A 13,226-nucleotide genomic window follows, 5' to 3' on the forward strand; every position below is an offset into this window, starting at 1 on the left:
CGATTGAGACTTTCCTTAGCAAATGGAACGTCTTATTCTTGCGGCAGGAATTACGGAAAATTAACCACCGATCACATACAGCGGCAGCAGAATGTATTTATTCTGTGGTCAGTATCGGTGGCGCATGAATAACGTTGAACCCGGCGTTTTCATGAATTATACGCTTTCGTATAAATCGTCCCCCAGGTGATAAGGATATTGGTATGCTAGCTTTAGGAATGGTTCAAAAACTCAACACCCAGATGAACCTGGAGTATAACGCGTCCAATCGCTACCTCCGTCTGAGCGAATGGTGCGCTAAACGTAAACTCACTGGCACCGCCATATTTCTGCGCACGCAGGCGCAAATCAACGTTACCCGCATGATGCGCGTGTTCGATTTTATAAAAAAATCTGGCGCAAATCCGGTAGTCGCAACGACAAACCCTATTGAGGAGCAATGCACTAATCTCGAAGAACTCTTTTCCCAGACCATGATGGATTTTCAGCACCGCAGTGAAACGCTGACCAAACTCATAGAAGAAGCCCAGTCGCAGAACGACGAGACGACGCTGGCTTTCTTAACCCAGATTGCAACTGAACGGGAGGAGCATGGGCTTTTGTTACAAACCATCTTTGAAGAAGTGCGTAATGCGGGCCGGGCCGGCATGAAAATGGAACAGACTGACCAGCATTTGTTAAACGTCGTTAATTACCAACAACATTAATCCTTCTTTATCCGCCCCGATCTATTCAGGACCGGGGCGGAATAGTATTCCTTCTCCCTTCCCTTCATCTTCGCTCATCATCACCTAACGCAGATAGAAATGTTAACAAAATGTATATAACATTATGTTTTAATTAACATTTTATAAAGTTGATCTATCTCTCATCGTTTACCCTTACAAAATGCAATGCTTCAGGGAAATCTGATGATGTTGCAAAAGGTGCTCTATGATTACCCTTGAGTTTGTGGTCATTATCCTCTGCCTGCTGGTGGGTACGCGCTTCGGTGGGATGGGACTGGGTTTAATTAGTGGGATCGGCCTGTTTATCCTGACCTTTGTTTTTGGTCTTGAGCCAGGCAAGCCGCCGGTTGATGTTATGCTTACTATCCTGGCGGTCATTGGCTGTGCCGCCACGCTGCAAACGGCGGGCGGGCTGAACGTCATGATGCAGTTTGCCGAACGCTTACTGCGTAAACATCCGCAGCATATTACGCTGCTGGCACCTTTCACCACCTGGTCCCTCACCTTCCTGTGCGGTACGGGCCATGTGGTCTACACCATGTTTCCTATTATTGCGGATATTGCGCTAAAAAAAGGCATTCGTCCGGAACGTCCGATGGCGGTGGCCTCTATCGCCTCGCAAATGGCGATCACCGCGTCGCCGGTATCGGTGGCAGTGGTCTCGCTGGTGTCGATTATCGGCGCCAATCACGGTGTCGGTCAGGCGTGGGGCATTCTGGAGATTCTGGCCGTCTCCGTTCCGGCCTCGCTGTTTGGCGTCGCCATTGCCGCCTTGTGGAGCCTGCGTCGCGGTAAAAATCTGGAAGACGACGAAGAGTTCCAGGAAAAGCTCAAGGATCCGAAACAGCGCGAGTTTATTTATGGCAGCAGCGATACCCTGATGGATCAGCGTTTCCCGAAACAGGCCTACTGGTCAACCTGGATTTTCTTTGCGGGGATCCTGGTGGTGGTACTGCTTGGAGCCATCCCGGAACTGCGTCCTTCGTTTGAATTGAAAGGTAAACTGACACCGCTATCCATGAACCTGACGATCCAGATGATGATGTTGATCGCCGGGGCCATCATGTTGATGGTGTGCAAGGTTAACGCGACGACGATTTCTAACGGGGCGGTATTTAAAGCAGGGATGGTGGCGATTTTCTCGGTCTTTGGCGTCGCGTGGATGAGCGATACCCTCTTTCAGGCCCATCTGAGCGAATTAAAAATGGCACTGGAAGGGGTGGTAAAAACGCATCCATGGACCTATGCCATCGTCCTGTTTCTGGTCTCAAAACTGGTAAACAGTCAGGCTGCGGCGCTGACTGCGGTGGCACCTATGGGGTTAATGCTCGGCGTAGAGCCAAAAATGCTGGTCGCCTTCTTCCCGGCATCCTATGGCTACTTTGTTCTGCCGACCTATCCAAGCGACCTCGCCTGCATTGGCTTTGACCGCTCGGGCACTACCCGCATCGGCAAATTCATCATTAACCATAGCTTTATTCTGCCGGGATTAATCGGCGTCAGTTGCGCCTGTGCCGCAAGCTACCTGCTGGTACAAACCTTTTTCTGATGCTGCTGCAACGAAAAAAGCCAGGCTGATGCCTGGCTTTTTCAATGGGCTTCATCCTGCGGGGTAAATTTCATTTCGATCAGCGCAATGGCTTTTTGAATACCACGCAGCGTAACGGGATCGGCGGCGGCAGGATGGGTGGAAAAATCAATCGCTTTTAACTGGGCTGACATCTTCTCGCGAATTTCAGCGGGCGCGATAATTTCAATAACATCAAGAACTTGTTTAATGACCAGTTGGCAGGCTACGATATCGGATACCAGTTCCTGATCGGCACTCAGATTGTCGGACATATTGCGCTCCTTGTGTAAGGGGCGTAATAGTAGCGCATGCGCGCTGAAATGTCAGAGCGGAAATTCAGACATAAAAAAACCTGCCGTGGCAGGTTTTTTTATTAGAACATAGCGCCAGGCGGTACGTCTTTGAAGGTTTTGCAGTAGTTTTCGAACATGCTTTTCAGGATTTTGCGAAATTTCATTTTGTGCTCCAGTTTTGTTATGCAGGTGTTACTGTCTACACGTCTATAATATGACCTGCGTCACAAAAATCAACCACAACGTGATAAAAATCACATAAATTTTACACGTATTGGTAAAGTATTAAACAAAAGTTATGTCAAATCTGCGGCTTATCCGCGCCTTTACTGGATTTTTTTCTTTATGGTGGCAGGCATACAATGAGTGAAACAGTCTCTGGCAAGGAGAAGCGCGGATTATCGCCCGCCGCTTTACTGGTTGCTGGCGCTTTTTTTATGGAGTTTCTCGACGGTACGGTTATCGCTACGGCGCTACCCGATATGGGGAAAACCTTTGGCGTTGAGGCCGTTGATCTTAACATTGGCATTAGCGCGTACCTCATCACGCTGGCGGTATTGATCCCGGCGAGTGGCTGGATTGCCGATCGGTTCGGCGCCCGAAAAGTCTTTACCCTGGCGCTAGCCATTTTCACCCTGGCGTCGGTACTGTGCGGCCTGGCAACCAGCGTGGAGAGTTTTGTTGCGATGCGCATTTTTCAGGGCGCAGGCGGTGCGTTAATGGTGCCCGTGGGACGGCTGGCGGTGCTGCGCACCACGCCGAAACAACAGTTGATCACCGCCATCGCCACCCTCACATGGCCCGCGCTGGTGGCACCGATTATCGGCCCGCCGCTGGGAGGGTTTATTACCAGCTATGCGGACTGGCGCTGGATCTTCTTTATTAACCTGCCGATTGGCTTAATCGCGATCCTGTTATCGCTGCGGATTATTCCTGACATTCGCGATGAACAGCGCCGTCCTTTCGATTTGCCCGGTTTTCTCGCCACCTCCGTCGCCATGATAAGTCTGGTTTATGCGATGGAAGCGCTGGGAGCGGAGAACGTTCAGGGAGGGATCACCACGGCCCTGCTTGTCATCGGTGGAGTAGCCTCTTTTTACGCCCTGCGCCATTTTCGCCGTGCTGCGTGGCCGATGATCCGTCTTGAAGCAATGCAGGTTCCGACCTTCCGCGTCACGATGTACGGCGGTTCGCTGTTTCGCTCGTCGATCAGTACCGTGCCCTTTTTACTGCCGCTGCTTTTTCAGGTCGGTTTCGGCATGGATCCGTTTCATGCCGGGTCGCTGGTGCTGGCCGTCTTTGTCGGTAATCTGACAATTAAACCCGCCACCACGCCACTGATCCGCTGGCTTGGATTTCGTCGTCTGCTGCTGATTAACGGCGTGCTGAACGTGCTGGCGTTGTTGGCCTGCGCCTTTCTGACGCCGACTACCCCGGTCTGGCTGGTGTTGCTGATCCTCTATCTGGGCGGCGTTTTCCGCTCGGTGCAGTTTACCGGCATTAGTACGCTGGCCTTTGCTGACGTCCCTTCCAGCCAGATGAGTTATGCTAATACCCTGTTCAGTACCGCCACACAACTGGCGGTCGGTCTAGGGATCACCCTGGGTGCGATTGGTATTCGCCTCGGTGAACGCATCAGCGACTGGCTGGCGCTCTCCGCTATCCCCGGCATCAGCTTCCGGCTGGCGTTTGTGTTTATTGCGCTGATCTGTCTGGTGGGAATGGCCGATACCTTCCGGCTGGCCAGAGATGCGGGAAGCGCGGTGTCGAGAAAGGTGAAGTAAAGCGCGGTAATATGACTTCCGGGGGATAATGCCGGGTGGCGGCTTCGCCTTACCCGGCCTACAAATGCCACAATATCAGCGGGTTACACTATTACCGTAGGTCCGGTAAGCGCAGCGCCACCGGGCAAAACAGCATGGTGGATCAGCCAATAATTTCGCGTACAAACGCTTCAATCTCTTTATTCTGGCAGTTCTCAAAGAAACACTGCTGGAAGCGCGGGCCGGAAACCGCCGTCTTGACCAGTTCAGGATCGATAGCCCGCAGGGTATCCAGATAATTATCTTTCACCACCGCCGCTTTCACCTGGTTCAGAATGCCCGCGTTGCGCACCTGCGGTTCTTTACGCTCCGGCGGATAGCCTTCGCCGGTACGTCCGGTAAAGGCTTTTTCGAAGATGAAGCGCACATTCAGCTCTGCACCCCAGCCAAAACCTTTGGCAAAAGGCAGCGCCAGCGCGTTACCGTTGTTGATCTGCGCGAAAAGAAAAGCATCGGCAGGATCGATACAATAACCACAAATGACGCCGGGATGGATATTCAGGGACATCAGCGCGCCCTGCCCGGTACCGCAACCCGTTACCACAAAATCCACCGCTTTAGAATTCAGCAAAATGCTGGCCATAATCCCGAGGTGGATATAGGTCAGGTGATGATCGTTCTCATCGCTCATGCCGACGTTATAAACCGGAAAATTTTTCTCGCTTGCGACCGCGTTTAACTCATTGAGGATGACGGCATTTTTACTGGCCTGGCTATTTTCCATCATCAGTGCAATTTTCATTTCTTACTCTCCTGAGTGCTGCGCGGGATACCCCGCCTTGATGTCAGATGACATAAACTTTACTACCTGGCAAACATACTTTCAAATTTAATGAAAAATGGTTTTAAAAATCAAAGATAGCATCACATTTTTTCGAAACTTGTGCGGCAGCGCATTTTTTTGTCATATTGGAAAAATATCTATTCGCTGTACTGATGGTTGGTTAGACTTCAAATTAAACAAAACGATAACAGGAATCATCTGAGTGGATCAGCACAGCCCGCCCTCCCGACCCCTGGTATTTTTCGAAGCCCTGATATTCCTGGCGCTGCTGTGCGCATTTCCGCTTTTTGCCGCACCTTCTGCCCCGAAGGAGGCGGTTCCGGTCTGGCTTTATGACGCCCCGAGCTATGAGTTCTGGCGCGATCCGCACGGTCATTATCAGGGGTTTTATCCGCAACTTATTCAGGCCATCAATCAAAAATATGGCTACAAGCTGCAAATCCAGCCTATCGGCGGTAATGAAATTAGTCAGAGTTTTAATAACGATCGCTATGGTGTCTATGCTGGCGTGATCCGCACCGAAGGCCGCGCACGAACCAAAATTCTCTCTGCCCGCCTTTTCAGTAATGAAGTCCTCGCCGCCAGCCTGACCCGCACTATCACGTCCGCGGATGAGCTAAACCAGACCCGGGTGGTATTCCGCCGCAATGATGCCACCTGGGATCAGGTTAATATCCGTTATTCCGATCTCCACTTTAGCCAGGTCCTGTTTGCCACCACCAGCGAAGAGGCTTTCCGCCTGCTGAGTGAAAATAAAGCCGATTTTTATATTAATGACGCGACCGAGATGGAAGACACTCTGCGTTATTACACTATCTCCCGTCCGTTCCCTGACCTGCATATCGCCTCAGTGCTGGCGTTCAGCCCTGAGTTGCGCGACCTGCGGACCAATGTTAATCAACTCATTAACGACTGGCAGCGCAGCGGGAAATTGCGCAAGCTGGAAGACCAAACGCGGCGTGATTTTTTGCTCAGCCGTATCGTGCTCAGCGAGCAAGAGAAGCGCTGGCTCGCCGCCAATAAACTCACTGTCTGGCTGCCAAAAAACGAGAATTTCGCCCCGCTTATCTGGAAAGATGCGCAGGGATATCACGGTTCGGTAGTGGATATGATCAACGACATACGCGATCTGCTGCATGTTGAAGTGGACGTTCAGTACGTCGATAATTACGTCTTGCGCATGCGGCAAGAAAAATGGCCCATTCGGCTGGTTAATCTGGTAAACACCAACGATGCCAGCCAGTCGGACGGCATGATTGGGCCGGTGGTTGCCTGGCACAATGTATATTACAACCGTATTGGCCAGCCTTTCCTGTGGGATGAAGAACAAATTCGTCATCAGCGGGTCGGGGTGCTGCGCGGCTCGTTTTCGGGGCTTTATCTCAGACAACGCTTTGGCAATGAGATTTTTATTGTCAGCGGTGCCTCGGTTGAAGAGTTACTGGATGCCATCGAAAACCATCGAATTGATTATATCCTTGGCGACCTCAGTTCACTGGAGCTGTCATTACGGGGAAATGAACTGTTTCGCGGCGTGCTCAAAGTGGCTGGCCTGACCCGTATTGATTATGAGATTGGACCGTGGGTTGATCCGGCCCATCCGTTACAGCGTTTACTGGCGCAGATCCACCGCATTTCCAGTTTCCGCACTCAGATGGAGCGGCACGTTGAACCCACCCTGATGCCGGAACTTACCAAAAACTCCTTTAAAATGATTAGCATTGTGCTGCTAATTACTGCCTTGTTCAGTCTGTGTGTACTCCTCATCATGTGGCGGCAAATGAAGCAAAACCGGGCGGTCAACCGTAGCATTGTGGAGGCGATGGAAAAGGTGAACCGGGCGCATGATGACGAGACCGGCAGCCATATTCATCGTGTCGCTCAGTATTGCGGTTTGATGGCACGGGAGTTAAAAATGCCGCGCCGGATGGTGCGGGATATCGAACATTTCGCCTCGCTGCACGATGTCGGTAAAATCGCAGTACCGGAACGTATTCTGCGCAAGCAAGGCCCGCTGTCGCCGGAAGAATTTAGTGAAATGAAGCTTCATACCCTCAAAGGCTGGCGCATTATTCAGGGGCTGGGGTTGGGTTCCGTTGCCGAAAATATTATCCATTTCCACCATGAAAAGTGGGACGGTAGCGGATACCCGGAAGGGTTGCGCGGCGAACAAATTCCGATCGAAGCGCGGATCCTGGCGCTGGCAGATGTCTACGACGCCCTGCGGCAAAAGCGCGTCTACAAACCGGGTTATTCGCACGAGCGCGCCTGCGAGATGATTTTTCAGGGGGCAGGACACCATTTTGACCCGCAACTGGTGGCACTTTTTCGTCAGCAGCATTTGAAATTTCAGGCAATTTTTGACGCACAGGCCGACTAGCGCCCGCCGTTGTGATAACTGGGCGTAGATCCGCTGGCTATTCTGCGGATTGCCGCTGACAGTAAACGGTAGGATAGGCAGACACCCTCATAAGCAGAACTGCGTAATGAATAAAGCTGTCATTTTCTTTTCCCTGCTCACGCTTGCGGGCTGTTCGGTTAACCGACAGGCTGATGTCAGCGATGTTGATACTACCAGCGGCATCGTGCGTTTAACCTACGGACAGGCCATGCTCCAGTCCGCCACCACCGATCCTTACCTGGCACAGGGTACCGCAACGCGGCAGTGCCAGCAGGCCGGTTATGCCACGGCGGTTGCCTATGGCCAACCCATCACCACCTGTACGGTGACCAGCGGTTCGCTTTGTCTGAATGAAAAAGTCACCCTGCAATATCAGTGTCGCGGTGTTGCCGTCAGCCAGAATTCGGCGGTCAGTTACTGGTGATCCCTGTGCCAGCGTTGCCGCTGGCGCTATTTAAGCGGAATTATTCTTATTCTCGCGTTTATATTAAATAACGCAAATGCGTATTATTCCTGGTCGCATTTTAACGAATTAAATTTTTATTTAACCTTTTGCAAATAATTAAATAACAAATTATAGTGGCCGCATAATAACCCTGGCAGATATTGCGGAGCGCATCATGCTTAAAGCCGATATGATCGAAAAATTAAATGCACAAATGAATCTTGAGCTGTTCTCTTCTCTGCTTTATCAGCAGATGAGCGCATGGTGTAGCTATCACAGTTTTGAAGGTGCCGCCGCTTTTCTGCGCCGCCACGCGCAGGAAGAGATGGGGCATATGCAGCGTCTGTTTGATTACCTGACTGATACCGGTAGCCTGCCGCAAATTACCGCTATCGCCTCGCCGTTCGCGGAATATGAATCGCTCGACCATTTGTTTCATGCCACCTATGAGCATGAACAGCTGATCAGCAGCAAAATTAACGAACTGGCTCATGCGGCAATGACCAGCCAGGATTACCCGACCTTTAATTTCCTGCAATGGTACGTCGCTGAACAGCATGAGGAAGAAAAACTGTTCAAATCCGTTCTCGATAAATTATCGCTGGCAGGCAAAAGCGGCGAAGGTCTCTATTTTATCGATAAAGAACTCTCCACCCTCGACGCGCAGAATTAATTCTCCGGGCCAGCTTCGCGCTGGCCTGCATTAATGACGGCAAATTTTACTTTCGTGGGTATTAAATCCTTCCTGCTGCGGAATGAATTTGCCTTTTTGTTGTAAAAACGCCACTAATTCTCCGGCCGTCATATTTTCGGCAGAACAGGTATGAAACCGCGCCTGCTCGCCGAAGCGGTCAACAATTGCCGCCTCCAGAGTGGCGGTAGAGTAGCTTTCGCCAGAATCAATCATCATGTTCAGTACATCATGGCCGTGTATGGATGTCATAACCCCTCCTGAAAAATGCCAGCATAGCGTTGCACCTACCGGGATGACTTGCGCTAAAACAGGTTCTCATCTATTGACCAGAGAAATACCGTAAACTTTTAAATACAGCAACTGTAACTCTGATTTGACGATTATCATGAATTAACATACTCTGCGCGGCATAATTATCCTTCAAATGCCGTTAGCTGTAGAGGAATTCGTGAGAAACCGCGCTCTGGGTAGTATTTTAATCGTTGCGGGCACCACCATTGGTGCAGGAATGCTGGCGATGCCGCTGGCGGCGGCAGGCACCGGTTTCGGTGTAACGCTGGGGCTACTCTTCGGTTTATGGGCGCTGATGTGTTATACCGCGCTATTGCTGCTGGAAGTTTATCAGCATGTTCCCGCCGATACCGGGCTTGGCTCGCTGGCCCGGCGCTATCTTGGTCGCTATGGTCAGTGGCTGACCGGGTTCAGTATGCTGTTTTTGATGTATGCCCTGACGGCCGCCTACGTCAGCGGTGCGGGCGAGCTGCTGTCGTCCAGCCTCAGTGACTGGCTGGCTATCACCCTTCCTCCCTCTGCCGGCGTATTGCTGTTTACCCTGGTCGGCGGCGCGGTGGTCTGTATTGGCACCTCATTAGTCGATCTCTTTAACCGCTTTCTGTTTACCGCAAAAACGATTTTCCTGGTGCTGATGCTGGCGCTGCTGTTGCCCCATATTCATCAGGTCAACTTGCTCACCCTGCCACTGGAAAAAGGGCTGGCACTGTCGGCGATCCCGGTCATTTTTACGTCGTTCGGCTTCCACGGCAGCGTGCCGAGTATCGTGAGTTATATGAATGGCGATATCAAGAAACTGCGACGGGTCTTTATGGTCGGCAGTTTTATTCCGCTGATAGCCTATATCTTCTGGCAACTGGCGACGCTCGGCAGTATTGGTTCTCCTGCATTTGCGGCCCTGCTGGCGACTCATGCAGGTCTTAACGGATTATTGCAGGCGATCCGTGAAGTGGTTGCGTCACCGCACGTCGAACTGGCGGTGCATCTGTTTGCCGATCTGGCGCTGGCAACCTCTTTCCTCGGGGTCGCGCTGGGACTGTTCGACTATCTGGCCGACCTTTTTCAGCGTAAAAATAGCCCGATGGGACGTCTGCAAACCGGCCTGCTGACCTTCCTGCCACCGCTGGCATTTGCGCTGTTTTATCCGCGCGGCTTTGTGCTGGCGCTGGGTTATGCGGGCGTCGCGCTGGCGGTGCTGGCATTAATCATCCCTTCCCTGCTGACGATGCAATGCCGTAAACACAATCCGCAGAGCGGCTATCGTGTCGCGGGCGGTCAGGTGGTGCTGTGGCTGGTACTGGGCTGTGGCGTGGCGATTATCGCGGTGCAGTTTTCGATAGTTGCAGGCTGGCTACCTGCGGTGAGCTGATCAAAAACGTCGATGGATATCTATCCTTCAGGTTGATGGCACACCTGACTTTGCTATTGTGCATGCCGTTTTGCCGGGTGGCGGCTTCGCCTTACCCGGCCTACAAAACCATCAATATCAATAAGTTATTCTGAACGGTAGGCCTGTGCAAGCGAAGCGCCGCCAGGCATCATTCCACGGTATCACGTTTGTCGCAGACTGAGGGACGGTTATCCGTCCCTGATGAAGGTTTAATGCAGGCAGCACTGCTTGAATTTTTTGCCGCTGCCGCAGGGACACGGATCGTTACGGCCGACCGTTTTTTCCACCCGTAACGGCTGCTGTACCGGCGTAACCGGAGCTGGGATCTGATGGGTAGACCAGTAAGCGAACAGGTTGAGCGCCGCCGGTTCCAGCTTATCGATACTGCGATCGCGCTCCTGCGGCGTCAGCGTATCCAGTTTATCGAAGTGAGCTTCCAGACCATGTAAAGCGATGGCATCAAGTTCAGGGCGCAACGTTTCCGGCAGCGATGACCAGTCGGCCAGCGCAACGCCGCGCATATAGCCAAAACACCACTCTTCGACGATCGTAAACTCACTTCCTTCGATTTCGCGCGTGCCAAATATCGGTTCAAATTGCTCAGGATAATGTTCAAGCCGCTCGGCAATGTCCGCCATATGCTGAAAGCAAAGCGCCATAAACCGCTCCACTTCCCGCTCTGACTCCCAGGCAGGCACATTTTGCGTACCGCCCCAGATAGCCAGCAGCCAGTCGGTTGGTTCAATCTCATGCGGCGCAGAGAGCACGGCGGTGAGCAGTCCATCCAGTTCGGAGACGTCGAGAACGCCGTCATCAGTGCTATATTTCACCAGCACATCGTCGAGCCACTCCAGCTCGGTTTCGTTCAGTGGTCCGCTATTCATAAGATATTTCCTCTGCGACGGGCAATGTGAATGATAGTAACCTAATGGCGGACACAAGTCCTAAGCAATCAATCCCCTGGCCTTTGCCAGAAGAAAAGCCGTTACCGACGTGGCATCGGTGACGTTGCCATCGAGGATTAACTGCATGAAATCGTCTGTTTTGATTTTGCGGGCGGTGAGACCGTACTCTTCGGGATCCAGCGACGGCGCATGATGGGTTAATTCAGTTGCCAGATAAATATGATAGCCCTGCTGAGAATAGCCCTGCGCCAGCTTTTGATAGCCGACGCGGATCATCTTCCCTGCGACTAAACCGGTTTCTTCCCGTAGCTCACCGGCGGCAACCTGCTCAGGCGTGGCGGTTAACGAATGTTCCCAGGAACCCTGAGGAAGCTCAATTGTTCTCTCCCCCAGCGGATAGCGAAACTGCTCCACAACGAAGAGAGCATCATCTTCAATGGGCAGGATCACCACAAAATCCGGCTTTTCAATAACCGAGTAAATACCCTGACTGCCGTCCGCTCTGAGAATGCGATCCTCACGCAGCGCCATCCATTTATTCCGGTAGATCTCTTCAGTCGAGAGCGTTTTTATTTCCGTTGTCATTCCGGCCTCCATTGGCAAAAGGTTTGCCATCAGCATACCTTTTGCGACGCGGCGTATGAAGGGGTTTGCGCGGCGGGGAGCAGCGGCTGTTCAACGCCAGTGTTAATTTGCTCCCCAAATAAAGGGGTATTGCGTCAGGGAGCTTCATAACAGCGAAGGCCGCCAGCTATGCCATTCATCGGCTGACATGTCGAACCAGGACAAATTCCGCGCACAAAAAAACCACCCGAAGGTGGTTTCACGACACTGCTTATTGCTTTGATTATTCTTCTGATTTCCCATGGTGCCCGGGGCGGGACTTGAACCCGCACAGCGCGAACGCCGAGGGATTTTAAATCCCTTGTGTCTACCGATTTCACCACCCGGGCGCGGGAAAAAATTGGAGGCGCGTTCCGGAGTCGAACCGGACTAGACGGATTTGCAATCCGCTACATAACCGCTTTGCTAACGCGCCTTTATTACTTAAACACCCGCAATTGCCGATGCTTTAAACTGGAGCGGGAAACGAGACTCGAACTCGCGACCCCGACCTTGGCAAGGTCGTGCTCTACCAACTGAGCTATTCCCGCAATATCAAGTAAGATAATCACTTGATTTTATTATCGTCTGGCATTGAGTGCTGCCGTTCGATGCGTTGCATTCTACTTACCTGAGGCGATGAGTCAACGATATTTTTTGCAACGGTGGATCGTTTGCTGAAATTTACGGCGAAACGATCATGGTTCGAGCAAATCACCGCGCGCCGCGTTCAGGTATTGCAGCATAGACCACAGCGTCAGCACCGCCGCCACGAAGAACAGTGCAATGCCGGCCCACGTCACCCACTCGTTAGGGCGCCACAGCAGCCAGGTCAGCGCTACCATTTGCGCGGTGGTTTTCACCTTGCCTACCCAGGATACCGCCACATTGCTACGTTTTCCCAGCTCCGCCATCCATTCGCGCAGCGCGGAGATAATAATTTCACGGGCAATCATCGTTGCGGCCGGTAAGGTTACCCACCAGCTATGATAGTGCTCGGCTACCAGCACCATCGCAATCGCCACCAGCACCTTATCGGCAACCGGATCGAGAAAGGCCCCAAAGCGCGTGCTTTGATTCCAGCGGCGGGCCAGAAAGCCATCAAACCAGTCGGTTACCGCCGCAATCAGAAAAATCAGCGCGCAAGCAAAGGGAGCCCAGACGAACGGCAGATAAAATGCCAGCACGAAAAAAGGGATCAAAATAACGCGAAACAGAGTAAGCAACGTAGGGATATTAAATTGCATAGTGACGGGTAACTATCTGTTGTCAGTAAAAATTAGCCCTATGTTGCTACAG

Annotated in this window: 14 protein-coding genes and 3 tRNA genes; 7 read left to right on the forward strand and 10 right to left on the reverse strand. The window is 52.0% G+C overall.

The annotated features are described in order from the left end of the window. Positions 1–203 precede the first annotated feature (203 nt). A complete protein-coding gene (locus ACMGGS_RS20190) occupies positions 204–707 on the forward strand; it encodes a non-heme ferritin-like protein (RefSeq protein ID WP_414164101.1) in 504 nt (167 codons plus the stop codon). 226 nt (positions 708–933) lie between these two features. Next, entirely contained in the window at positions 934–2,277 is a 1,344-nt protein-coding gene (locus ACMGGS_RS20195) for an anaerobic C4-dicarboxylate transporter (RefSeq protein ID WP_414164102.1), read from the forward strand. A 41-nt stretch (positions 2,278–2,318) separates the two neighbouring features. On the opposite strand, the gene ACMGGS_RS20200 is transcribed toward ACMGGS_RS20195, so the two are convergent. Together ACMGGS_RS20200 and azuC are read right to left on the reverse strand one after the other, a co-directional pair. Then, complete coding sequence (locus tag ACMGGS_RS20200) at positions 2,319–2,570, reverse strand: DUF2766 family protein (protein ID WP_414164103.1); 252 nt, start codon at positions 2,568–2,570, stop codon at positions 2,319–2,321. Positions 2,571–2,671: 101 nt separating this feature from the next. Beyond that, positions 2,672–2,755, reverse strand: coding sequence for a stress response protein AzuC (gene azuC / locus ACMGGS_RS20205; protein WP_103676150.1), 84 nt, complete (start codon positions 2,753–2,755; stop codon positions 2,672–2,674). Positions 2,756–2,953: 198 nt separating this feature from the next. On the opposite strand from azuC, the gene ACMGGS_RS20210 reads away from it, so the two are divergent. Beyond that, positions 2,954–4,375 carry an MFS transporter gene (locus ACMGGS_RS20210; RefSeq protein ID WP_414164104.1) on the forward strand — a complete coding sequence of 474 codons (1,422 nt, stop codon included), beginning with the start codon at positions 2,954–2,956 and terminating at the stop codon, positions 4,373–4,375. A gap of 142 nt (positions 4,376–4,517) precedes the next feature. Here ACMGGS_RS20210 and ACMGGS_RS20215 read toward each other — a convergent pair whose 3' ends face one another. Then, positions 4,518–5,156 (reverse strand): RpiB/LacA/LacB family sugar-phosphate isomerase, encoded by a 639-nt coding sequence (locus ACMGGS_RS20215; RefSeq protein ID WP_414164105.1) that lies wholly within the window; start codon positions 5,154–5,156, stop codon positions 4,518–4,520. A gap of 244 nt (positions 5,157–5,400) precedes the next feature. Between ACMGGS_RS20215 and ACMGGS_RS20220 the strand changes: the two genes are divergently transcribed. From ACMGGS_RS20220 to ftnA, 3 genes are all read left to right on the forward strand, one after another. Further along, on the forward strand, positions 5,401–7,578 hold the full coding sequence (locus ACMGGS_RS20220; RefSeq protein ID WP_414164106.1) for an HD domain-containing phosphohydrolase: 2,178 nt from the start codon (positions 5,401–5,403) through the stop codon (positions 7,576–7,578). A 106-nt stretch (positions 7,579–7,684) separates the two neighbouring features. After that, positions 7,685–8,023 carry a YecR family lipoprotein gene (yecR, locus tag ACMGGS_RS20225; RefSeq protein ID WP_414164107.1) on the forward strand — a complete coding sequence of 113 codons (339 nt, stop codon included), beginning with the start codon at positions 7,685–7,687 and terminating at the stop codon, positions 8,021–8,023. A 196-nt stretch (positions 8,024–8,219) separates the two neighbouring features. Further along, a complete protein-coding gene (ftnA, locus tag ACMGGS_RS20230) occupies positions 8,220–8,717 on the forward strand; it encodes a non-heme ferritin (RefSeq protein ID WP_176918936.1) in 498 nt (165 codons plus the stop codon). Between the two features lie 30 nt (positions 8,718–8,747). Here ftnA and ACMGGS_RS20235 read toward each other — a convergent pair whose 3' ends face one another. Beyond that, a complete protein-coding gene (locus tag ACMGGS_RS20235) occupies positions 8,748–8,987 on the reverse strand; it encodes a YecH family metal-binding protein (protein WP_414164108.1) in 240 nt (79 codons plus the stop codon). A 199-nt stretch (positions 8,988–9,186) separates the two neighbouring features. On the opposite strand from ACMGGS_RS20235, the gene tyrP reads away from it, so the two are divergent. Next, positions 9,187–10,398, forward strand: a complete 1,212-nt coding sequence (gene tyrP, locus ACMGGS_RS20240) for a tyrosine transporter TyrP (protein ID WP_414164109.1) — start codon at positions 9,187–9,189, stop codon at positions 10,396–10,398. 230 nt (positions 10,399–10,628) lie between these two features. Here tyrP and ACMGGS_RS20245 read toward each other — a convergent pair whose 3' ends face one another. From ACMGGS_RS20245 to pgsA, 6 genes are all read right to left on the reverse strand, one after another. Next, a complete protein-coding gene (locus tag ACMGGS_RS20245; RefSeq protein WP_414164110.1) occupies positions 10,629–11,303 on the reverse strand; it encodes a YecA family protein in 675 nt (224 codons plus the stop codon). A 60-nt stretch (positions 11,304–11,363) separates the two neighbouring features. Then, positions 11,364–11,909, reverse strand: a complete 546-nt coding sequence (locus ACMGGS_RS20250) for an NUDIX domain-containing protein (RefSeq protein ID WP_414164111.1) — start codon at positions 11,907–11,909, stop codon at positions 11,364–11,366. A gap of 281 nt (positions 11,910–12,190) precedes the next feature. Further along, positions 12,191–12,277: transfer RNA gene (locus ACMGGS_RS20255), tRNA-Leu, on the reverse strand. 12 nt (positions 12,278–12,289) lie between these two features. After that, positions 12,290–12,363, reverse strand: a tRNA-Cys gene (locus ACMGGS_RS20260). 39 nt (positions 12,364–12,402) lie between these two features. Beyond that, a tRNA-Gly gene (locus tag ACMGGS_RS20265) sits at positions 12,403–12,478 on the reverse strand. Positions 12,479–12,625: 147 nt separating this feature from the next. Further along, on the reverse strand, positions 12,626–13,174 hold the full coding sequence (gene pgsA, locus ACMGGS_RS20270; RefSeq protein WP_414164112.1) for a CDP-diacylglycerol--glycerol-3-phosphate 3-phosphatidyltransferase: 549 nt from the start codon (positions 13,172–13,174) through the stop codon (positions 12,626–12,628). Positions 13,175–13,226: the final 52 nt, after the last annotated feature.

It is taken from the genome of Superficieibacter sp. BNK-5 (genome assembly GCF_047456055.1).
Taxonomy (GTDB): domain Bacteria; phylum Pseudomonadota; class Gammaproteobacteria; order Enterobacterales; family Enterobacteriaceae; genus Superficieibacter.

Excerpts from the sequence above, each read along its gene's own strand:
- ACMGGS_RS20190 (WP_414164101.1), top strand. The coding sequence starts at position 204 with ATGCTAGCTTTAGGAATGGTTCAAAAACTCAACACCCAGATGAACCTG.
- ACMGGS_RS20195 (WP_414164102.1), top strand. The coding sequence starts at position 934 with ATGATTACCCTTGAGTTTGTGGTCATTATCCTCTGCCTGCTGGTGGGT.
- ACMGGS_RS20200 (WP_414164103.1), bottom strand. The coding sequence starts at position 2,570 with ATGTCCGACAATCTGAGTGCCGATCAGGAACTGGTATCCGATATCGTA.
- azuC (WP_103676150.1), bottom strand. The coding sequence starts at position 2,755 with ATGAAATTTCGCAAAATCCTGAAAAGCATGTTCGAAAACTACTGCAAA.
- ACMGGS_RS20210 (WP_414164104.1), top strand. The coding sequence starts at position 2,954 with ATGAGTGAAACAGTCTCTGGCAAGGAGAAGCGCGGATTATCGCCCGCC.
- ACMGGS_RS20215 (WP_414164105.1), bottom strand. The coding sequence starts at position 5,156 with ATGAAAATTGCACTGATGATGGAAAATAGCCAGGCCAGTAAAAATGCC.
- yecR (WP_414164107.1), top strand. The coding sequence starts at position 7,685 with ATGAATAAAGCTGTCATTTTCTTTTCCCTGCTCACGCTTGCGGGCTGT.
- ftnA (WP_176918936.1), top strand. The coding sequence starts at position 8,220 with ATGCTTAAAGCCGATATGATCGAAAAATTAAATGCACAAATGAATCTT.
- ACMGGS_RS20235 (WP_414164108.1), bottom strand. The coding sequence starts at position 8,987 with ATGACATCCATACACGGCCATGATGTACTGAACATGATGATTGATTCT.
- ACMGGS_RS20245 (WP_414164110.1), bottom strand. The coding sequence starts at position 11,303 with ATGAATAGCGGACCACTGAACGAAACCGAGCTGGAGTGGCTCGACGAT.
- ACMGGS_RS20250 (WP_414164111.1), bottom strand. The coding sequence starts at position 11,909 with ATGACAACGGAAATAAAAACGCTCTCGACTGAAGAGATCTACCGGAAT.
- pgsA (WP_414164112.1), bottom strand. The coding sequence starts at position 13,174 with ATGCAATTTAATATCCCTACGTTGCTTACTCTGTTTCGCGTTATTTTG.